Source organism: Heyndrickxia faecalis, assembly GCF_040267745.1.
GTDB classification, from domain to species: domain Bacteria; phylum Bacillota; class Bacilli; order Bacillales; family Bacillaceae_C; genus Weizmannia; species Weizmannia faecalis.
This window is the reverse complement of record NZ_CP158453.1, coordinates 3,367,985-3,388,740: the sequence shown is the minus strand read 5'-3', so window position 1 is coordinate 3,388,740 and position 20,756 is coordinate 3,367,985. Positions and strand designations below refer to the sequence as shown.

At 46.8% G+C, this 20,756-nt stretch carries 15 protein-coding genes; 11 read left to right on the top strand and 4 right to left on the bottom strand.

The window, feature by feature from the left end; all coding sequences use genetic code 11:
* Positions 1 to 39 precede the first annotated feature (39 nt).
* On the top strand, positions 40 to 1,329 hold the full coding sequence (locus ABR335_RS16080; RefSeq protein ID WP_014096418.1) for a hydroxymethylglutaryl-CoA reductase, degradative: 1,290 nt from the start codon (positions 40 to 42) through the stop codon (positions 1,327 to 1,329).
* 710 nt (positions 1,330 to 2,039) lie between these two features.
* Positions 2,040 to 3,449, top strand: a complete 1,410-nt coding sequence (gene ltrA, locus ABR335_RS16075; protein ID WP_017552042.1) for a group II intron reverse transcriptase/maturase — start codon at positions 2,040 to 2,042, stop codon at positions 3,447 to 3,449.
* 67 nt (positions 3,450 to 3,516) lie between these two features.
* Here the strand turns inward: ltrA and ABR335_RS16070 are convergent, their stop codons facing one another.
* Positions 3,517 to 4,701, bottom strand: a complete 1,185-nt coding sequence (locus ABR335_RS16070; protein ID WP_017552043.1) for a hydroxymethylglutaryl-CoA synthase — start codon at positions 4,699 to 4,701, stop codon at positions 3,517 to 3,519.
* Between the two features lie 143 nt (positions 4,702 to 4,844).
* Here ABR335_RS16070 and ABR335_RS16065 point away from each other — a divergent pair, with 143 nt between their 5' ends.
* Together ABR335_RS16065 and ABR335_RS16060 are read left to right on the top strand one after the other, a co-directional pair.
* Entirely contained in the window at positions 4,845 to 6,260 is a 1,416-nt protein-coding gene (locus ABR335_RS16065) for an ISLre2-like element ISBco6 family transposase (RefSeq protein WP_260832253.1), read from the top strand.
* Between the two features lie 447 nt (positions 6,261 to 6,707).
* Positions 6,708 to 7,886, top strand: coding sequence for an acetyl-CoA C-acetyltransferase (locus ABR335_RS16060; protein WP_014096414.1), 1,179 nt, complete (start codon positions 6,708 to 6,710; stop codon positions 7,884 to 7,886).
* A 236-nt stretch (positions 7,887 to 8,122) separates the two neighbouring features.
* Here ABR335_RS16060 and ABR335_RS16055 read toward each other — a convergent pair whose 3' ends face one another.
* Positions 8,123 to 8,461, bottom strand: coding sequence for a DsrE family protein (locus tag ABR335_RS16055; RefSeq protein ID WP_014096413.1), 339 nt, complete (start codon positions 8,459 to 8,461; stop codon positions 8,123 to 8,125).
* Between the two features lie 129 nt (positions 8,462 to 8,590).
* Positions 8,591 to 9,049 (bottom strand): CBO0543 family protein, encoded by a 459-nt coding sequence (locus ABR335_RS16050; RefSeq protein WP_014096412.1) that lies wholly within the window; start codon positions 9,047 to 9,049, stop codon positions 8,591 to 8,593.
* 162 nt (positions 9,050 to 9,211) lie between these two features.
* Between ABR335_RS16050 and ABR335_RS16045 the strand changes: the two genes are divergently transcribed.
* The 7 genes from ABR335_RS16045 (at position 9,212) to treR (ending at position 19,076) form a co-directional block, all read left to right on the top strand.
* Complete coding sequence (locus ABR335_RS16045) at positions 9,212 to 10,189, top strand: 2-hydroxyacid dehydrogenase (protein WP_014096411.1); 978 nt, start codon at positions 9,212 to 9,214, stop codon at positions 10,187 to 10,189.
* 1,379 nt (positions 10,190 to 11,568) lie between these two features.
* Positions 11,569 to 12,525, top strand: coding sequence for an osmoprotectant update ABC transporter ATP-binding subunit OpuFA (gene opuFA, locus ABR335_RS16040; RefSeq protein WP_350346383.1), 957 nt, complete (start codon positions 11,569 to 11,571; stop codon positions 12,523 to 12,525).
* Positions 12,518 to 14,047: an osmoprotectant update ABC transporter permease/substrate-binding subunit OpuFB gene (gene opuFB, locus ABR335_RS16035; protein WP_017550606.1), complete on the top strand. Its 1,530-nt coding sequence runs from the start codon at positions 12,518 to 12,520 to the stop codon at positions 14,045 to 14,047. Before opuFA ends, opuFB begins: the two co-directional genes overlap by 8 nt.
* Before the next feature lie 532 nt (positions 14,048 to 14,579).
* The gene (locus tag ABR335_RS16030; RefSeq protein ID WP_014096407.1) at positions 14,580 to 15,062 is read left to right on the top strand and encodes a PTS sugar transporter subunit IIA; all 483 of its coding nucleotides are present in this window, start codon (positions 14,580 to 14,582) and stop codon (positions 15,060 to 15,062) included.
* 30 nt (positions 15,063 to 15,092) lie between these two features.
* Positions 15,093 to 16,511 carry a PTS system trehalose-specific EIIBC component gene (gene treP / locus ABR335_RS16025; RefSeq protein WP_168985815.1) on the top strand — a complete coding sequence of 473 codons (1,419 nt, stop codon included), beginning with the start codon at positions 15,093 to 15,095 and terminating at the stop codon, positions 16,509 to 16,511.
* A gap of 128 nt (positions 16,512 to 16,639) precedes the next feature.
* Positions 16,640 to 18,316 carry an alpha,alpha-phosphotrehalase gene (treC, locus tag ABR335_RS16020; RefSeq protein ID WP_014096405.1) on the top strand — a complete coding sequence of 559 codons (1,677 nt, stop codon included), beginning with the start codon at positions 16,640 to 16,642 and terminating at the stop codon, positions 18,314 to 18,316.
* A 40-nt stretch (positions 18,317 to 18,356) separates the two neighbouring features.
* Positions 18,357 to 19,076, top strand: a complete 720-nt coding sequence (gene treR / locus ABR335_RS16015; RefSeq protein ID WP_061565655.1) for a trehalose operon repressor — start codon at positions 18,357 to 18,359, stop codon at positions 19,074 to 19,076.
* Positions 19,077 to 19,169: 93 nt separating this feature from the next.
* On the opposite strand, the gene ABR335_RS16010 is transcribed toward treR, so the two are convergent.
* The gene (locus ABR335_RS16010; RefSeq protein WP_035190551.1) at positions 19,170 to 20,498 is read right to left on the bottom strand and encodes a gluconate:H+ symporter; all 1,329 of its coding nucleotides are present in this window, start codon (positions 20,496 to 20,498) and stop codon (positions 19,170 to 19,172) included.
* Positions 20,499 to 20,756 lie beyond the last annotated feature (258 nt).

Below are 20,756 nucleotides of genomic sequence, written 5' to 3'. Positions count from 1 at the left end.
ATAAATGTATGCACTTTATCGCGCACAGAGGAGGAAAATATGGAAAAGCAACCTTTGCATAAATTTTACGAAAAAAACCGGCTTGAAAGAATCAAGGCGCTGGAACAGGCGAAGGCCATTTCAGCCGAAGATGCCGCGCTGCTTGAAAAAGGGCTTGTGCTGCCGGATGAAACGGCGGACCATATGATTGAAAACCAGATTGCCAAATATGAATTGCCATATGGTACGGCATTGAACTTTCTGATTGACGGAAAAGAGTATGTCGTCCCGATGGCGATTGAGGAGCCTTCTGTTGTGGCGGCGGCAAGTTCGGCGGCAAAAATCATCAACAAGGCAGGCGGTTTCCGAACGACAGTGAGCAATCGTATGATGATCGGGCAGGTGGCGTTAATGGAAGTTCCGGATCCGATCCGTGCGAAAACGGTGGTGATGGCCCATGAGGAAGAACTTTTGCAAACGGCAAATGAAGCCAAGCCTTCGATTGTGAAGCGGGGCGGCGGGGCCCGGAAATTGGAAGTCCGTCTGATCCCGGCTGATGAAAAAGCCGGCACACCTGCTTTTTTTGTTGTCCATCTCCATATTGATACGCTGGAAGCAATGGGTGCGAATATCATCGATACCATGGCGGAGGCGATCAAACCGCATTTGGAAGAGTGGACAGGGGGACGGGCATTAATGGGCATTCTCTCCAATTATGCCACTGAATGCCTGGCAACGGCCGAATGCCGGATTCCCGTGTCATTGCTTGAAAAAAACGGCATGTCCGGTGAAGAAGTCCGCGACCGGATCATTGAAGCCGCCCAATTTGCATACGCGGATCCTTACCGGGCTGCAACGCATAACAAAGGCATTATGAACGGCGTTGATGCCGTTGTGATCGCAACCGGAAACGATTGGCGCGCAATTGAAGCGGGTGCCCATGCCTATGCAGCAAGGTCCGGCAAGTATCGTTCCCTTTCTATTTGGAGCAAGGCAGAAAACGGAGACCTGCTTGGCAGCCTCACCCTTCCGCTTCCGGTCGGGACAGTCGGCGGCCAGATCAGCATCCACCCTGCTGCCGGTTTCAGCAAGCGGCTGCTGGGTTACCAAAATGCAAAAGAACTGGAATCGATCATTGTCTCCGCTGGGCTTGGCCAGAACTTTTCCGCCATCAAAGCTCTTGTAACAGACGGGATTCAAAAAGGGCATATGGCACTGCACGCCAAATCGCTCGCTATCACAGCAGGTGCCTCCGGAAGCGAAATTGACCGGGTTGCAGAAAAACTAAAACAAAGCGGGACAATTGATCTTGCTACGGCAAAGGAAATTTTAAAAGAAATCAGAGGATGACAGGCGGGGGCACTGAACACAGATAGGAAGAAAAAACACGCGGGTATGAAAAACGGCGCCAAGAATACCGAGGTACTGAACAAAATATAGAAAAAAAACGGTGAGACACGATTATGGTGATGTCCCACCGTTTTCTTCTTTTGGAGCTTTTCAGCGGCTTCTGGCAGGCAGGCGGTTTTTCCTAAAGCTGGATGGAACCACTGAGGCCCGTGCTTACGGCGACATCTCCGTTTTTGAAAAGTGGCCTGCGCTTATTCTCTTTAGCAAAAACGAGAGGCACGCTTTAAGCATGCCTCTCGTTTTTACAGTGCGCCGTGCATGGCGATTCGCTAGGCGGTGTAAGTCCGCTATGGGGGTAGGTAGCGACCAACCATTAGCCAAGAGCAAGGGTGTCCATCGTGAGATGGAATCTGAAGGAAGCTGGAGGCAAAATTCTGACCCGAGGAACACGAACATCATTAGGCGTACTCTCACAGGGTAAGGCTGCTGAACAAGTCAAAGCCCAAAAGCTATCCGGATGTGGAAACGTAAATGGTGCGGGTACATGGAATGAAAGTGAATCACCTTACCACGGGAGGTCTCATGGACAGGTGGAAACAGAGTATGAAACCTGGTTGAAACAAGATTTGCCGTGAGAAGTCAGCAGAAGCCATAGTACGGAGATGCCTGGAGCATCGAAGGAAGGGCTGAACTAAAGGAAGTGGAAGTCAATGAAAGTTACCGAAGAAACGAACAAATGCAGAAAACAGGAAGAAACCTGCTGTCAAAAAGATACTGCGGAACAGGAAGGATATGGCAGAGGGCATAGTTTCAAGAGGATAACTGAAAACAACACCACTAACACCAACAGACAGAACGAATGGATGCTCGAACGAATCCTTTCAAGTAATAACCTGCACCGTGCCTATAAAAAGGTAAAGAAAAACAAAGGTGCGGGCGGTGTCGATGGAATGAAAACAGGTGAACTTTTGGCATACCTAACTGAACACCAGAGGGAACTCGTCCTCTCCATTCGAAATGGGACATACAAGCCCCAACCCGTTAGAAGGGTAGAAATACCAAAAGACAACGGGAAAACAAGGAAACTTGGAATACCAACGGTAGTAGACCGAGTCATCCAACAAGCCATTTCGCAGGTCCTAGTCCCTATATATGAAAGAAAGTTCTCAGACAATAGCTACGGTTTCCGACCACATAGAAGTACACATCAGGCACTTCTCAAGTGCCAAAAGAATGTAAATGAAGGATACCAGTATGTAGTAGACCTGGACTTAGAACAGTACTTTGACACGGTAAACCATAGTAAGCTTATCCAGATATTGAGTGAAACAATTCACGACGGACGTGTAATCTCCTTAATCCATAAATTCCTAAATGCAGGTGTTATGATCAAAGGAATAAGGACAACAAATGATTTCGGTGTTCCACAAGGAGGACCACTAAGTCCGCTTCTTGCCAATGTAATGTTAAACGAATTGGATAAAGAAATGGAAGCAAGAAATCACCGATTTGTCCGTTACGCTGATGATGTGATCATATTCTGTAAGAGCCGAAGAAGCTGCGAAAGAACATACCATAACATTCTCCCATTCATTGAGAGGAAATTGCGACTCAAAGTGAATCGAGAGAAGACGATGATCACACATATTAGAAACATCAAGTTCCTGAGTTATGGATTCTACCTTTATGAAGGAAAATGCAAATTCCGGGTACACCCGAAGGGTGTTCAAAAATTAAAGGAGAAAATTCGCAGAATCACAGGAAGAAGCAACGGATTAAGCGTAGAGGAAAGAAAGAAAAGGCTAAACGACACTGTCCGAGGATGGGTAAATTACTACAAGCTAGCGGATATGAAAAGTCTGGTAACCAGACTGGATCAATGGACACGAAGAAGAATGCGAATGGTAACTTGGAAAAGATGGAAGAGAGTACGCACAAGATTTTATTGGCTCGTGAAATTAGGGATCAATAAAAGAAAGGCGTGGGAATGGGCTAACACAAGAAAAGGCTACTGGAGAATCTCCGGCAGCCATATATTAGCCAGAACCCTTACAAACGAACTCTTCCGAAGAGCAAGATATATAAGTTTTCTGGATTATTATCTGTCTGTACGGTCGTAAACTTTAGAACCGCCGTGTACGGAACCGTACGCACGGTGGTGTGAGAGGTCGGCTAATCAAATAATGATTAGCCTCCTACTCGATTGTTTTTATTAACGTATTGCCGCTTGTGCCCTTCGATTCCGGCAAGGCAAACGGTGGCCGGATCCTCGTTCACCGGCAAGGTAACGGCCGACCCGTCGTTTGGAAGCGATGTGGTAAAAATGGCTTCGTATTCGGCAACGCTAATTTCTTTTCGTGCCTCGAGCATTTGCTGATGGCGGGCCGGCTGCAAGGCTTTACGGTAGCCCGGCTGCAGGATCCCTGAGAAAAATTCCCCGACTGCGCCGGAACCGTAGCTGTACAGGCCGATCCTCGCACCTGCTTCTATATTTGTATTTTGTTCGAGCAGGGAAAGCAGGCTCAAATACAAAGCGCCGGTATAAATGTTCCCGACTATTTTGTTATAACTTTTGCTTGTTTCATAATGGGCCAGGAGTCTTTCGCGCCCGTCTTCATCCGTTTCATCCAACACCGTTCTCAGCGCTTTTAAGCCCATTTTTGTATACGGCATATGGAAGCAAATGGCTTTGAAATCACTTAGCGTAAAGCCGGTTTTTTCTCTGTACTGCTTCCAGACATTTTGGAAGAAACTGATGTATTTTTCATTGGAAAACTTGCCATCCACATAAGCGGAATCCGAATAGACCGGCCGCCAAAAGTCCATGATGTCTTCCGTATGATACACACTCGGTTCTTCAATCGCAAGAATTTTCGGATGGGCGCTTACGACCATAGCGACGGCGCCCGCCCCTTGGGTAACCTCTCCTGAAGTATTCAATCCGTATCTTGAAATATCGGACCCGAGCACGAGCACTTTGCTTTCCGGATGCAGGGCGATATGCCCTCTTGCCATTTGCAGCCCTGCCGTAGCACCGAAGCATGCTTCTTTCACTTCAACGGCCCGCACTTCCGGTTTTAAACCGAGCAGGCGGTGCACATAAATTGCAGCTGCCTTCGAGTGGTCGACGCCGGATTCCGTGCCGAAAATAACAAAATCGATCTTTTCTTTATCTTCGTCTGTTAAAATTTCGAGCGCCGCATTGGCTGCGAGCGTCACCGCATCCTGGGTCACCGGGGCGACGGCCATTTTTTCCTGGCCGATTCCGATTAAAAATTTTCCAGGGTCCTCATTCCGGGCAAGTGCCAGTTTTTCCATGTCAACATATAAATGCGGGGTATAAAACCCGATCTTGTCTATTCCGATTTGCAACTGCTATTCACACCTTTTTTACAGGAATTGTTAGTATGTGTAAAATTTTACTCGACGGGGCATATGAGTGGAAAAAAATGGGAAGACGCTCTATCATCTAATTGTACACTTCAAGATGAACATCTAGAGAGAGAGGTCTTCCCATGGATATTATATCAATAATTGCTGGATTATTAAAGGATACAAAGAGTCTTATCGAATTTGAAGAACAGCTTAAACTTCTGATGCAGAAGGCTTTTACACAATGGGTTGGGGAAATATTTGAAGAGTTAGATAAAATAATTAAACAGGAGAAGTTAGAGGAGGGCTGGGTGTACTGCCGGAGTGATAACAGAAACATTCAGTTTCTATTTGGAAGTGTGACCTTTAAACGCTCATTAATGCATGACAAGAGAGGAAATTCCCATTATCCTCTGGATGAATGGTTAGGGCTGGTACCACACCAACGATACAGCCCGTTAGTGGAATTAAAGGTGGCAGAGTTGGCAAGTGAGAACACCTATCGGGAAGTAGCTGATATTTTAAAAGAGTGGACAGCAGTGAGTCTTAGTCACACAACTGTAGGGAACATGGTAAAACACGTAGGGAAAACTCAGGCGGAAGCCGATAAGGCACTTGTAGAAGAGCTAGAAATAGCTGTTTCCCTGCCTGAGGGGAAGAAGGTAGACTACCTGTTTTCTGAAGCAGATGGTGTATTCGTTCGGGGACTAAAAAAGAAACAGAGTATGGAAGTCCACCACGCCATTCTCTATGAGGGATGGCAAACCAATGGAAAAAGGGTCTCCCTGCGTCAGCCCACAGTCATCATGACGACGGAAGACATTCAGACATTTTGGGATGAAGTCCAAGCCACAGCTGCCAACACCTATTCCCTCGAAAAAGCGCATGTCATTACAAACAGTGATGGAGGTGCTGGGTACACAGCTGAACGGTTTCAAACAGCATTCTCACAGTCGGAATTTCCGGTGCTCAACCAGCTGGATACCTACCACGTTGCACAAGCCATCATAAGGACATTTGGGGGCGGAAAGAGCGAGATCAAGGAGCAAATTAGAAAAGCGATTAGAACGCATGACCTGGACCAATTCACGTTATATTTGGATACGCACGAAAGCACCTTGACGGATAAAAAGGCCCTCAAGAAAATCAAGGAATTCCGTTCGTATATCTTGAAAAACTGGGACCGCATTTTTGACTGGAGAGACAGGGTGAAAAACGTGCCGGAAGGTGCGAGAGGCCTAGGAGCGATGGAATCGAATCAAAGGCATATCTCCTTCAGGATGAAAAAAAGGGGCATGCATTGGAGTGAACTTGGCGCAGAAGCCATGGTGAAAATCAAACAAGGCATACTCAATGGGACATTGAGAGAAGCCTATCTGAAACACCGTTCAAGAAGCGAGAGAAAGCAACGGAACTTGAAACAATCCATCAGGATGTCTCAACTACTCAAGCAGCCTGTACGCCCGTCAGTGGGCGTAAAGCACGGATCAGTTGCCCTGCATTCAAGCAGTTCATCGGCAATGGGACATTTAAGCAAAATATTAGAGCTTTCGTTTTAAGCCTGGCTCAGTGGGGACTGATCGTTGAGGCGCGCGAAATTTACGAGACTCCTGCGGGAAAAGCGAGCCAGGAGAGACCCCGCAGCGAGGTACGAGCGAGGAGGCTCGCCGGCCGCCCGCGGAAAGCGAGTGAATTTCGCGCGCCTCAACATCCCCGTTATCCATCTTTATACGGAAATATTACATCTTTTCCGAAAATTACACCGAGCAAGTAAAGCACGGTAGCCGAAAGTGTACAAAAAGAGTGTCTTGGAATACCCGATATTTAAACCTTGTCGAGAAAAACTTGACACATACGAATTGTTATTGAAATTTGAGAAACTGTACTAAATAATTTAATATAAACGGTGTCGAAATACAACTTATCACGATGCACGGACACCTTCCCATTATAGTACAAGTTGCTAGGATTGTGGATGGGAAATGACAGAGAGGGAGTAAACGTATATGCATGAAGTTGCGATTATCAGCGCCGTCCGGACCCCGATCGGGAAATTCGGCGGCAGTTTAAAAGATATATCTGCTGTGGAACTGGGTGCGATTGCCGCAGAAGAAGCGATCCGGCGCACCGGCGTTTCTGCACAGGAGGTCGATTATGCCGTTTTTGGCAATGTTCTGTCGGCGGGTCTCGGTCAAAATCCGGCCCGGCAAATGGCAGTCAGAGCCGGCATTCCGTATGAAGTGCCTGCCGTAACCGTGAATGAAGTATGCGGCTCTGGATTGAAAGCTGTGCTGCTTGCTGCCCAGATGATCCAGCTTGGTGAGGCGAAAATAATAGTTGCCGGCGGGGCGGAAAACATGTCGCGTGCGCCCTTTCTTGCAGAACAGGCACGCTGGGGCCATAAGCTTGGCAATATGGCGATGGCAGACAGCATGCTGCGCGACGGCCTGACGGATGCATTTGAAGGCATCCATATGGGTTTGACGGCGGAAAATGTGGCGACAAAATTCGGCATTTCCCGCGAGGAACAGGACCGTTTTGCGCTTCGATCCCAGCAAAAAGCCGCACAGGCACAAAAGACCGGCCGCTTCAAAGACGAAATTGTGCCGGTAAAAGTAAAACAGAGAAGAAGCGAGATGCTGTTTTCCGAGGATGAGCATGTCCGCCCCGATACGACGCTTGATGGGCTCGCGAAGCTGAAACCCGCTTTTCTCGAAAACGGTACTGTCACAGCAGGGAATGCTTCGGGGATCAATGACGGCGCAGCTGCTGTTGTTTTAATGGAAAAATCACTTGCGGATGAAAAAAAGATTCCTTATTTCGGGGTCATTAAAGGGTATGCAGAAGCAGGAGTGGACCCTTCCATCATGGGTTATGCCCCTTATTATGCAATTCAAAAGCTGCTTGAAAAGACTGGTGCATCCCTTGAAGAAGTGGATTTAATCGAGCTGAACGAAGCTTTTGCTTCCCAAAGCCTTGCCGTTATCAGGGATTTGGGGCTTGATCCGGAAAAAGTCAATGTTAACGGCGGGGCGATTGCACTGGGGCATCCGATCGGGGCATCCGGCGCAAGAATTCTCGTTTCACTTTTACATGAAATGGAAAAAAGAAATGTGCGCACCGGCCTTGCCTCGCTTTGTGTCGGCGGCGGCATCGGCATTTCGATGCTGGTCGGGCGCACCTGACACCACCGGGATTTTCCGGCTTTTTGGAAAAGTGAGGAAAAAATCTGTCAGACGCAAAACTTTTCCGCTGTTGCTCTTGCATGAAATGAAAAAAAGAAATGTGTGCACCGGCCTCGGTATTTCGAAGCTGGTTAGGCGCACGTGACATCGCCGGGATTTAGCAAGAACAGAAAAAGCCCTGCCTGATGCAGGGCTTTTTCTCTATTTTTTAGTCCGAATGAGATTTTCCCACCTGGTCAGGATAATGTAAGGACTTCATATTTGGATGCTAATTCTGCAAATTGTGCCATGCTGCTGATTTTTCCAGCTGTAAGTTTTTCGTTTAGCCCATAAAAGTCCACACAGGTTTTACAAGCAAGAACGTCCACGCCTTTTTCCTCCAATTCTTTCAATTGAAGGGAAACAAGCGAGCCTTCTGTTAACGTAAACACACCGCGGTTTACGCAAAAAACAGCGGCCGGCAGTTCTTCCTTTTGTTTCAGGATGGTAAAGAAGGTTTCCAACAATCCTTCCCCCAATTCTTGTTCTCCTTTTCCAAGCTGATCCGATGCAAGCAAAATAACTTTGTTTTTCAATGTCTCCACCTCAATGACTTTCTTTCTATTTTAGCAAATCCTGCCAGACTTTTCCCGTGCCAGATACGGCGGCTGCCACAAGCCCGGGGCGTTCAGTGCCGCGGTTTCTTTAACCATTTTTTTGGATGCCTAGCGGTTGAGGGTATATTTGAGCAAAAGCAGGTGAACAAGCTGATAGAATAACGCCAGGATGCAAAAGAGGATAGGGTACGCAATAGCAGAATACACAGGTTTCCAGCCATTGTAGTAAAACGTACCCGTCATGATGAACAAAAACTCAAAAACCATCGCCACGATCGTCCATCCTGCAATATAGAGGAACCGGGTGCGGAACCGGTTTGGAAAAAAGTTGATAAAGGTAATATTGATGGCCGGATAAATCCCAAACAAATAACAAAGGGCTTTCCAGTCGACTCCTTTTGTAAAGTATCCAAAAAGATCATACTTGAGATCCAGAAATAAATTGACGATTAATTCAAGGTACATGGCAAACAGGGTGGTGCACAGCATTTCAATGCCACTAAATTTTTTGGGCATGAGAAAAGCAAACAGATTCAGGACAATCATCAAAATGATAAGGAATACCATGCTTCAACACCCCGATTCCAGGATTGGCTTTTTCTTATCCTATCCTATTTTGGCCGGGAGATTACAAAAAATCGCACATTCCGGAAACCCGGTTAAAGGACGCTCGCCTTATTCTTTGTTATAATTTTACAAGAATAACGTAAACAAAGGGGGATGGCTCGGTTGGCGAAAAAAGTATTGGTATACAGCGAACTGTCTGGGGATTTGATTGAAAAGCTGAAGGAAACATTTGAAGTACGCTACATACCGGGGGGCAAGGATATTTCCGATCTTCTGCCTGACTTAGCGGAAGCGGACGGGCTGCTTGGTTCCTGGCTCCGGGCAGGAAAAGAATTGCTGGACCACGCACCGGCCTTGAAAATCATCAGCAATATAACGGTCGGATATGACAATCTCGATATCCCGTTGCTAACAGAGCGGGGGATTATGGCAACCAATACGCCGGGTGTGCTCGATGAAACAACAGCGGATACCATCTTTGGCTTGATGCTTGCAGCGGCGCGGCGATTTACGGAACTGGACCGGCTTGTCAAAAACGGAAATTGGAAAGCGCCTGTTTCCACTGAGCATTACGGCATTGATATTCACCATAAAACGCTTGGCATTATCGGAATGGGCAGAATCGGAAGCAAAATTGCGAAACGGGCCCATTTCGGTTTTGATATGGACATTTTATACCATAACCGTTCCCGCGACCCGGAAGCCGAGCAGCTGTATGATGCGGTATACTGTGAGCTTGATGAACTGCTGGAAAAATCGGATTTCATTTGCCTGATGGTGCCGCTTACCCCGGAAACGCACCGGTTAATCGGGGAACGGGAATTCAAAATGATGAAGAAAACGGCCGTTTTTGTCAATGGTTCAAGGGGTAAGACAGTAGATGAAGCGGCGCTTGTCAAAGCCCTTCAGGAAAAAATCATTTATGCGGCCGGCCTTGATGTATATGAACAGGAACCTGTTTCGCCGGATAACCCGCTTTTAAAAATGGATAATGTCGTCACCCTTCCGCACGTTGGCTCTGCTACACACGAAACACGCTATGCAATGGCAAAACTGGCGGTTGAAAATCTCACGAAAGGGCTGCTTGGAGAATGTCCGCCCAATTTGATTAACCGGGAAGTTTTTCGCAGCCGGGCGTAATCACGTACACTTGCTGAACGATTCCGATTCGGTCGGCATGTGCAGGAAAGTTTGAAGACACGGGCACGGGCAAAAAACCTGATGGCAATGGAACGTTTCTAATAAACATGATTGCTGTATTTTTACAATGGGCGTTCCCCGGCCGGGTTGCTTGCCGGGGAACGCCACTGTTTTTACGGCGGGAGCATCCGCTTTTTTTATTTTCCAAGGGGTATATCAATGAGTAAGCGGGGATGTAGACAAACCATTCGTTAATGTAATATAATGAGGAACAATTGTTCTTTTTTGGCAGATTTATTTTATAAAAATATCCAATGTTGGCCTGATTCGACCAAGAGAGATCCTTATAAGGAATGGAACCGTGTGTAAAACGGTTGTCAGTGTGAAAATCCCGCAAAATTTTGGTTGAAAGGTGAATCTGGAGTGGCTCTATGTTAAGAAAGGGAGCCAAATTTGTCTTGTATCTTAACATAGAAGCGCTCTACGTTAAGGAAGCGAGCCAAAACCGCCGTGTATCTTAACATAGAAGCGCTCTACGTTAAGGAAGCAGCTGAAATTTTCCGTGTATCTTAACATAGAGAGGCTCTACGTTAAGGAAGCAAGTCAAATCTGCCGTGTATCTTAACATAGAGAGGCTCTACGTTAAGGAAGCAAGTCAAATCTGCCGTGTATCTTAACATAGAGAGGCTCTACGTTAAGGAAGCAGCCGAAATCTGTCTTGTATCTTAACATAGAGAGGCCCTACGTTAAGGAAGCGAACCAAATCCGCCGCGTATCTTAACATAGAGAGGCTCTACGTTAAGGAAGCAGTCGAAAACTGCTGTGTATCTTAACATAGAAGAGGTCTACGTTAAGGAAGCAGCTGAAATTTTCCGTGTATCTTAACATAGAGTGGCTCTACGTTAAGGAAGCAGTCGAAAACTGCTGTATATCTTAACATAGAAGGGCTCTACGTTAAGGAAGCAAGCCAAACCTTCGCCGTATCTAAACATAGAGTGGCTCTACGTTAAGGAAGCAGCTGAAATCCGTCGCGTATCTTAACATAGAAGTGCTCTACGTTAAGGAAGCAGTCGAAAACAGCCGTGTATCTTAACATAGAAGGGCTCTACGTTAAGGAAGCAAGCCAAACCTTCGCCGTATCTTAACATAGAGTGGCTCTAAGTTAAGGAAACAAGCGAAATTTTGGTTAAAAGTAAGCACAGACAGGTTATATATGAAGGAACAGGCCGATATTTTGCCAAAAATAAACGCGGACCGTGCTTAGTCTACGAATTCACCAAAAATTTGCCGGAAAATGAACGCAGAAGCATTTTATTCCGAAAACCCGGTGCAGTTCAAGTGCCGGATAATCGAGAATTCATTGATAAAGGAGAGATAAAATGATCCGGTTTGAACATGTATCGAAACAGTTTCCGAACGGGACCCTTGCTGTAAAGTCTCTGGATTTGGAAATAGAAAAAGGGGAATTTTTCGTTCTGATCGGCCCGAGCGGCTCGGGGAAGACGACAACATTAAAAATGATCAACCGCCTCATCGAACTGTCAAAAGGCTGGGTCCGAATCAACGGAAAGAAAATCAGCGATTATGATATTCATGAACTTCGCTGGGATATCGGATACGTGCTCCAACAAATTGCGCTTTTCCCGCATATGACCATTGCGGAAAATATTGCGGTTGTGCCGGAACTGAAAAACTGGGACAAAAAAAGAATCCGTACCCGTGTCGATGAACTGCTGGAAATGGTGGGCCTGGACCCGAAAGAATACCGGAACCGGAAACCCCATGAACTTTCCGGAGGGCAACAACAAAGAGTGGGCGTCCTACGGGCTTTGGCTGCCGACCCGGAAATCATTTTGATGGATGAGCCATTCAGCGCGCTCGATCCGTTTAGCCGGGAAAAATTGCAGGATGATGTGCTTGAAATTCAACAGAGGCTGAAAAAGACAATCGTTTTTGTTACCCATGATATGCGGGAAGCATTGAAACTCGGGGACCGGATTTGTCTCATGAAAGACGGGGAAATCGTTCAGGTCGGGACGCCGCATGCATTTTTAACCAACCCCGCGAACGATTTTGTACGCGAATTTGTCGGGAACAAACAGGTGCCGGTCCGCCTGGAGGAACTCATGATCCCGGTTACAGATGAACAGGCAATATTGCCCCAAACAAAAACCGTTTCTTTACAGGCTCCATTGGCAGAGGTATTCGAACAGCTGGCCTCGTTTGAACAGATTGCCGTTATGGATGGCGGAAAAATGGTCGGGGTGATTAACCGCCCGCACGCCATGAAAGTCATGTCACAATACTTAAGGGATGGAGGCCGGATGCATGAGTAGTTTCATCACCACCTTTTCAAACCGGAGAGCCCAGCTTTTGGACGCCCTTTTACAACATATAGAGATTTCATTAATTGCGCTTTTTTTCTCGTTATTGATCGCGATCCCGCTCGGCATTTATTTAACGCGGAAACAAAAAATTGCGGAAACCATTATTGGCATAACCGGCGTGCTGCAAACCATTCCTTCTTTGGCTTTGCTCGGCCTGTTAATCCCGCTTTTTGGCATAGGGACCGTCCCGGCTGTGATTGCGCTCGTCGCATATGCGCTGCTTCCGCTTTTGCGCAACACCTACACTGGCATTAAAGAAATCGACCCTTCATTATTGGAAGCAGCAAGGGCGATGGGAATGAACAGAAGAAAACGGCTGATAAAAGTGGAGCTCCCTCTGGCCATGCCGGTTATCATGGCGGGGATCCGGACGGCGGCTATTTTGATCATCGGAACAGCGACGATTGCGGCGCTGATCGGAGCCGGCGGATTGGGTGACATTATCCTGCTTGGCATTGACCGGAATGATTATGCCCTTGTCATTCTCGGTGCCATTCCTGCCGCCTTGTTGGCCATTCTTTTCGATGTTTTGCTCAGGCAGCTTGAAAAAGTTTCTTTTAAGAAGATGATGGTGGCATCCGGCATTTTTATCTTGATGATCGTGTTGATCGTTGGTTCACTGGTTGCGCCAAACTTGCTTCATAAAGACGGGCAAAAAACGATTGTGATTGCCGGCAAGCTGGGGTCGGAACCGGAAATTCTGGACAATATGTACAAGTTGCTGATTGAAGAGAACACAGATTTAAAAGTGAAGTTAAAAACAGGGTTGGGCGATACAACCTTTGTTTTCAATGCGTTGCAGTCAAAGGATATCGATCTTTATCCGGAATTTTCCGGGACAGCCATCGTCAACATGCTGAAAGAGAACCCTGTCAGCACAGACGGCAAGGAAGTGTACGCGCAAGCAAAAGCAGGCATGGCCAAAAAATACAAGATGGCATTGTTACGCCCAATGAAATTTAATGACACTTATGCGATTGCAGTTCCGCAAAGTTTTGCAAAGAAATACCATTTGAAAAAGATATCGGACCTTGTAAAAGTCGAACAGGACGTAAAAGCCGGATTTACCCCCGAATTTGCCGATATCAAAGACGGATATCCCGGTTTGTCAAAAAAATACGGGTTGCATTTTCATGTGGTGACAATGGATCCGTCTGTACGGTACCATGCCATCCAACAAGGCAAAGTGAATCTAATGAACGCCTACTCCACAGATGGCGAACTGCAAAGGTATCACCTGGTCGTTCTTGAAGATGACAAGCATTTCTTCCCGCCATACCAGGGTTCGCCTTTATTGCGGCAGGAAACGGTTGACAAATATCCGGAAATTGTGCCGGCATTGAACAAGCTGGCCGGGAAGATTACAAACACCCAAATGCAGAAAATGAATTATGAAGTCGGTGTCAAAGGTAAGAAAGCGGAAGATGTTGCAAGAGCCTTTTTAGTAAAAGAAGGGCTCCTGAAAAAGTGACCGGATTATGCCGGGGCGTGCCGCGGAAACGTTACGGTGCATCGTTGAATGCGTGAACCTGTTGTTGCAAAGGTAGTCCAAAGTTTTAATCTGTGCCGGGAATTTCGCCCCGTATCGGGTGGAAATTGCCCGGCACGAAATTTGTCTGCGATATAAAATGCACAAAATATTGCAGCCTGTTGCCTGCTGTAAAATGGAGTTATCATGCAAATGGGTGCTTGAGCTTATGGTAAAAACTTAAGTTTATTTTTGCCCTCGTCCATCGACATGTTAGGTTATTCCACGATCCTGCCACAATTTTTCAATTCCCTGCCCTAGCATCAGCATATCTGGTAGTCTGCCCCTTGCCTCTTCAATCAATGCCTGAATCGTATTTTCCCACCCCATGGAACACCGGCAGCATTTTATTTCTGGGAAAAAGAAAGCGCTATTGACAAACTTGTATATACAGGATATGATGAGAATGTAAGATGTATATACAAGATTACGAGTAAATGAAAACGGTTTTGTGAAATAAAGTGAGGTGGCAATCATGTTTAAATTATTTCAAAAGAAGCCAAAGGAAGAACGTATTTTTGCTCCGGTAAGAGGGCAGGTTGTTGCCATTGAAGAAGTGCCGGACCCAACTTTTTCCGAAAAAATGATGGGGGACGGCATTGCGATAAAACCAACCGAAGGCCTCCTCGTGGCGCCATTTGACGGGGAAGTGGTGCAAGTCTTTCCGACGAAGCATGCCATCGGGCTGCGCGGCGCATCCGGGCTGGAACTTTTAATTCATATTGGGTTGGAAACGGTGACATTAAACGGGGAAGGATTTGAAACCGCTGTAAAAGCAGGCGATAAGGTGAAAAAAGGCGATACGCTCATCACCTTTGATCTGGCATTGATTCAAGAAAAAGCGGCGGATACCATCACATCCATCGTGGTGACAAACGGCGAGGCAGTTCATCTTGACAAAAAAATAAATTTGGATGCTATGCCGAAAGAAACGGTGGTCATGGTTGCCCAGTTGTAAGATCGCCAACAAGACAGGAGGAATGACAACATGGCGAAAATCAGCAATGAATCTGTAAAACAAATTGTTGAAGCAGTAGGCGGAAAAGACAATATTACCGTGGCAACGCACTGTGTGACACGGCTGCGGTTTGCATTAAAAGATGAAGGAAAAGTAGACAAAGAAAAACTGGGGAAAATCGATCTTGTCAAAGGTTCTTTTTCAGCAAACGGACAGTACCAGGTTGTGATCGGCCAAGGGACAGTGGACAAAGTATATGACAAAATGGTTGAACTGACGGGTATCGGGCACGCTTCAAAAGAAGATGTGAAAAACGAAGCCGCAAAGAAAATGAATCCGCTTCAACGATTTGTCAAAATGCTTTCCGATATTTTCATCCCGATTTTGCCGGCAATCGTGACAGCTGGTTTGTTAATGGGATTGAACAATCTTTTGACAGGCCAGGGCATTTTTTACGCCCATAAGTCTTTTATTCAAGTTCACGAAAGCTGGGCCGGGCTTGCGGACATGATTAACATCATTGCCAATACCGCCTTCACGTTCCTGCCGATCTTAATCGGGTGGTCGGCTGTGAAACGGTTTGGCGGCAATCCGCTTCTCGGGATTGTGCTCGGCGCGATGATGATCCATCCGGACTTATTGAATGCTTATTCATACGGTGAAGCACTGAAAAGCCACTCTATCCCGGTATGGAATCTGTTTGGCTGGCATGTCAATAAAATTGGCTATCAGGGGCAGGTGCTGCCGGTCCTCGTATCGTCCTTTATTCTGGCGAAACTTGAACTATGGCTGAAAAAACGGATCCCGGATGCCATTCAGTTGCTGCTTGTCGCCCCCATTGCTTTACTTGTAACCGGATTTGTGACATTCGTGGCAGTCGGGCCGCTGACTTTTGGCATCGGGAACTGGATTACAGGCCTTGTCGTATATGTATTTAACCATGTACCGGCAATCGGCGGCCTGCTTTACGGCGGCTGCTATGCGCTCCTTGTCATTACAGGGATGCACCAGGCTTTTCTTGCGGTCGACTTCCAGTTGATCTCGAGCGCTGGCGGCACGTATTTGTGGCCGATTCTCTGCATGTCCAATATTGCACAAGGTTCGGCTGCGCTTGCCATGATGTTTTTGGCAAAGAACAAAGTGGATAAAGGGATGGCCGGCACATCTTCCGTTTCTGCTTATCTCGGTATTACGGAACCGGCGATGTTCGGTGTCAATCTCCGCTTCAAATATCCGTTTGTTTGCGCACTGATCGGCTCAGCCATTGCAGGGATTGTACTGGCAACCGGACATGTGAAAGCCCCGGCCATCGGCGTCGGCGGGATCCCTGGATTCTTGTCCATCTTCCCGCATTCGTGGGGAACGTTTTTTACCGGTATGGCGATCGTCATTGTCGTGCCGTTCGTGCTGACCTTCTTGTTCGGTAAATTAAAAAGACAAAAAGCGTAAAGGACAGGAAAGCGGACTGTACAATGGCAGGCCGCTTTCCGGCTATATAAAATTGGATCGCTTTAACATCCAAATCATATTTCGAGCCTTCATGGCATTACGACGATAGCAATTTGGGAGTGGAAAAAATGGAACAACCTTGGTGGAAAAAAGCAGTTGTCTATCAAATTTACCCTAAAAGCTTTAAAGATACAAACGGGGATGGCATTGGCGACCTTGAAGGGATTATTGAGAAACTAGATTATTTGAAAAAGCTTGGCATCGATGTCATTTGGTTGACGCCGGTTTATCCGTCCCCGCAGCGCGATAACGGGTATGACATCAGCGACTACTATGCCATTGATGAGACGTACGGTACGATGGAAATATTTGAGCAACTGCTTATAGAAGCGCATGCACGAAATATAAAAATCATGATGGACATCGTTGTCAACCATACTTCAACCGCGCACAGATGGTTTATCGAAAGCGCATCATCGAAAGACAACCCGTACAGGGATTACTACATTTGGCGGGACCCGAAAGACGGGAAAGAACCGAACAACTGGGTCTCCAAGTTCGGCGGGCCGGCATGGCAATACGATGAAAAAACCGGGCAGTACTACTTGCACCTGTTTGATGTGACACAGGCGGACTTGAACTGGGAAAACGAAAAAGTCCGGGAAGCAGTCTACACCATGATGAAGTTTTGGCTTGAAAAAGGGGTTGACGGCTTCCGCCTTGATGTCATCAATTTGATTTCCAAAAACCAGGATTTCCCCGATGATGACGGATCAGTCCCGCCGGGCGACGGGCGCAAATTTTATACGGACGGCCCGCGCATCCATGAATTTTTGCATGAAATGAACGAGAAAGTGTTTTCAAAATATAATGCGATGACTGTCGGGGAAATGTCTTCAACCACGATTGAAAACAGCATCCGCTATACGAACCCGGCTTCCCGTGAGCTGGACATGGTGTTTCAGTTTCATCATTTGAAGGTCGATTACGAAAACGGCGACAAGTGGACGGCTGCCGATTTTGATTTTCTAGCACTGAAAAAGATTCTGTCCACATGGCAGACGCGCATGCATAAAGGCGGCGGCTGGAACGCCTTATTCTGGTGCAACCACGACCAGCCGAGAATCGTATCAAGATACGGAGATGACGGCAAGTACCGGGTGGAATCGGCGAAAATGCTGGCAACGGTGATCCATATGATGCAGGGAACGCCTTATATTTACCAGGGAGAAGAAATCGGCATGACCAATGCGCATTTTGACCGGATTGAACAGTACCGGGATGTCGAGTCCCTTAATATGTACAACATTTTACAGAGCCGTGGAAAAAGCCATGCGGAAATCATGGAAATATTAATGCGGAAATCAAGGGACAATTCGCGCACACCGATGCAATGGGACAGTACGAAAAACAGCGGGTTTACCGAAGGCACGCCATGGATTGCAGTCGCTTCCAACTATCCTGATATTAACGTAGAAAAAGCGCTGAAAGATCCGAACTCCGTTTTTTACCATTATCAAAAACTCATTCAGTTAAGAAAAACGTATGACGTCATCACAGATGGGGACTTTCAGCTATTGCTTCCGGACCATCCGCGAATCTTTGCTTATTTGCGGACAAGTGAAGACGGCAAGCTGCTGGTGGTGAATAATTTTTACGGAGAACCGGTGCAGTTTGAGCTGCCGGGTACACTGGACGGGGTAGCTGAAATATTGATTTCCAATTATCCCGATTCTCCTCTGGATTTTCATTCTTTCACTCTGCGTCCGTATGAATCTGTTGTGTACTTTTTGACAGAATCGTAATGCCGGTTTTGCCATGGTACAATACAAGTGGTGATCCCAAATGAAAGAAAACAAGTATTACACGATTTACCATCAGCTTGCTGAAAAAATCGAAAACGGGGAGATGGAAGCAGGCAGCCTCCTGCCATCCGAGCATATTTTGGCGGAACAATTCGGGGCTTCAAGGGAGACGATCCGGAAAGCCCTCAATCTGTTATCCCAGAATGGCTATATTCAAAAAATCCGGGGAAAAGGTTCTGTTGTACTGGACGTAAAAAAGTTTGATTTTCCGGTTTCAGGCCTTGTCAGCTTCCGTGAAATTGCGGAAAGCTCAGGGAAGCCATGGCGCACGAATGTCCATGAACTTGTCCTCATCAGACCGGACGATGCCCTGGCCCGGCAGTTGAAAATATCCGGAAAAGAAGAAGTATGGCAGGTAGTCCGGTCGCGGGAAATTGACCATGAGAACATCATTTTGGATAAGGATTACATCCGGAAAAAGTTTGTCCCGTCGATTACAAGAGATATTTGTGAAATCTCGCTCTACCAGTATTTTGAAAAAACACTCGGCCTTGTGATCAGCTTTGCGAAAAAAGAAATCACAGTCGAAAAAGCAACAGAGGAAGACTACAAGTATCTTGACATGGACGAGTACAATCATGTCGTCGTTGTCCGGAACCATGTTTATTTGGATGATGCAAGCCTTTTGCAATATACCGAATCGCGCCACAGGCTGGACAAATTCCGGTTTGTCGATTTCGCGAGGCGGGAGCACCGGTAAGCGGATTTGTTTAAAGCCAAGTGCAAAAAATACCCTGGCAATGTTCGCCAGGGTATTTTTGTGCATGGAGGAATCCTCCCGTGTTTTTCCTGATTATACAAACAGATTGATGATCAGGACAATAAAGAATGCTGCAAACGACAACAAGGTTTCCAATACGGTCCAGGTTTTAAACGTCTGTTTGACAGACAGCCCGAGATATTCTTTAACAAGCCAAAAACCGGCATCGTTGACATGGGAGAACATGAGTGATCCTGCACCGGTTGCAATAACCAACAGCGGAAGATTGATCCCCGTCATATGGACGACAATCGGATCGACGATGCCTGCTGCCGTGGTCAGTGCGACAGTCGCAGAACCGGTTGCGATCCGGATCAGGCCGGCTACAACAAAGGCCATGACAAGCGGGGAAAGTTGCCATTGCGTGGCAACATGGGCAATCGCATCACCGACACCGGAGGAAATCAGCACTTGTTTAAATGCCCCGCCTGCACCGATGATCATCATGATCGAGGCAAGAGGAGCGAGGGACTCCCCGGTCAGTTTATTGATCAAATTCCGCCCGATGCCCTGTCTGGTCCCAAGCAAATAATAAGCGACAAACACTGAAATCAATAATGCAATCAACGGGTTTCCGATAAAATTTAAAAAATGGGCCAATTGGGCAGGCATCCGGACGAACGGTACAATAACCGTTCCGATCATTAAGATAATTGGCAGTAAAATCGTAAAAAAGGAAACCCCGACAGACGGATAAGATGTTGCCGAAACATTTGCCGCCACTACTTTCGGTTCTGTTTCCGGTTTTACCCGTTTACTAATGTAATGAGCAAATAACGGGCCGCCAATGATACCGGCCGGCAAAGCGACAATCAATGAATAAAGCAAAACCTGCCCCACATCGGCATGAAAAATACCGATCGCTGCCATTGCTCCCGGATGGGGCGGGACGATGCCGTGTGAAATGGATAAAGCAGAAATCATCGGGATCGCAATCAGCAAAAGATTTTTCTTCGTTGTTTTTTGGATCGCAATCACAAGCGGCAGTAAAATGACAAGGCCGACTTCAAAAAATACCGGAATACTGATAATCAAGCCGGCAAAGAAAGTGGCCCATGGAAGATTCCGGTCACCGAATGCCCGGGTGAAATAATTTGAAATCTGTATACCGGCGCCTGATTCGGACATCATTTTCCCTAGAATGGTGCCCAGTGCAAGAATCCCCAGCAATGAACTGAGAATACCCCCGACACCTTGTTCATAATCTGTCACAATTTTTGTGATTGGCAGTCCGGCTGCAAGGCCAAGAGCCAAACTTGCAACCGACAGACTGATGAATGCATGCCATTTTAACCATGTGACCCCGACAATGACGAGTACAATGGCAAGGATGGTTATCGTGATGAGATACGCACTGCTCATGAAAATCACTGCTTTCTTTAATAATTTTTAGGGTACGATTGCTGATGAAGCGAATGGCCTCTTATCCGTTGATGCAAAACAGGGGGCCCTTCCCCCGGCCGCAACACCGCTGATGTATAAATAGGACTTGTTTTTTGGAACCGGCTAAAAAGCGTTCCCGGTTCAAACGGCGAAAATACCCGGCTAGAGCCGGCATTCATCTGCGGCTTTAAAACGCGGCTGGCGTCAGGCAATGTATGCTTCAAATCGCGGCTCATG

What these genes read in the sequence shown, in the direction of transcription:
- ABR335_RS16080 (WP_014096418.1), top strand. Translation starts at nt 40, where the DNA reads ATGGAAAAGCAACCTTTGCATAAATTTTACGAAAAAAACCGGCTTGAA.
- ltrA (WP_017552042.1), top strand. Translation starts at nt 2,040, where the DNA reads ATGAAAGTTACCGAAGAAACGAACAAATGCAGAAAACAGGAAGAAACC.
- ABR335_RS16065 (WP_260832253.1), top strand. Translation starts at nt 4,845, where the DNA reads ATGGATATTATATCAATAATTGCTGGATTATTAAAGGATACAAAGAGT.
- ABR335_RS16060 (WP_014096414.1), top strand. Translation starts at nt 6,708, where the DNA reads ATGCATGAAGTTGCGATTATCAGCGCCGTCCGGACCCCGATCGGGAAA.
- ABR335_RS16050 (WP_014096412.1), bottom strand. Translation starts at nt 9,049, where the DNA reads ATGGTATTCCTTATCATTTTGATGATTGTCCTGAATCTGTTTGCTTTT.
- opuFA (WP_350346383.1), top strand. Translation starts at nt 11,569, where the DNA reads ATGATCCGGTTTGAACATGTATCGAAACAGTTTCCGAACGGGACCCTT.
- opuFB (WP_017550606.1), top strand. Translation starts at nt 12,518, where the DNA reads ATGAGTAGTTTCATCACCACCTTTTCAAACCGGAGAGCCCAGCTTTTG.
- ABR335_RS16030 (WP_014096407.1), top strand. Translation starts at nt 14,580, where the DNA reads ATGTTTAAATTATTTCAAAAGAAGCCAAAGGAAGAACGTATTTTTGCT.
- treP (WP_168985815.1), top strand. Translation starts at nt 15,093, where the DNA reads ATGGCGAAAATCAGCAATGAATCTGTAAAACAAATTGTTGAAGCAGTA.
- treC (WP_014096405.1), top strand. Translation starts at nt 16,640, where the DNA reads ATGGAACAACCTTGGTGGAAAAAAGCAGTTGTCTATCAAATTTACCCT.
- treR (WP_061565655.1), top strand. Translation starts at nt 18,357, where the DNA reads ATGAAAGAAAACAAGTATTACACGATTTACCATCAGCTTGCTGAAAAA.
- ABR335_RS16010 (WP_035190551.1), bottom strand. Translation starts at nt 20,498, where the DNA reads ATGAGCAGTGCGTATCTCATCACGATAACCATCCTTGCCATTGTACTC.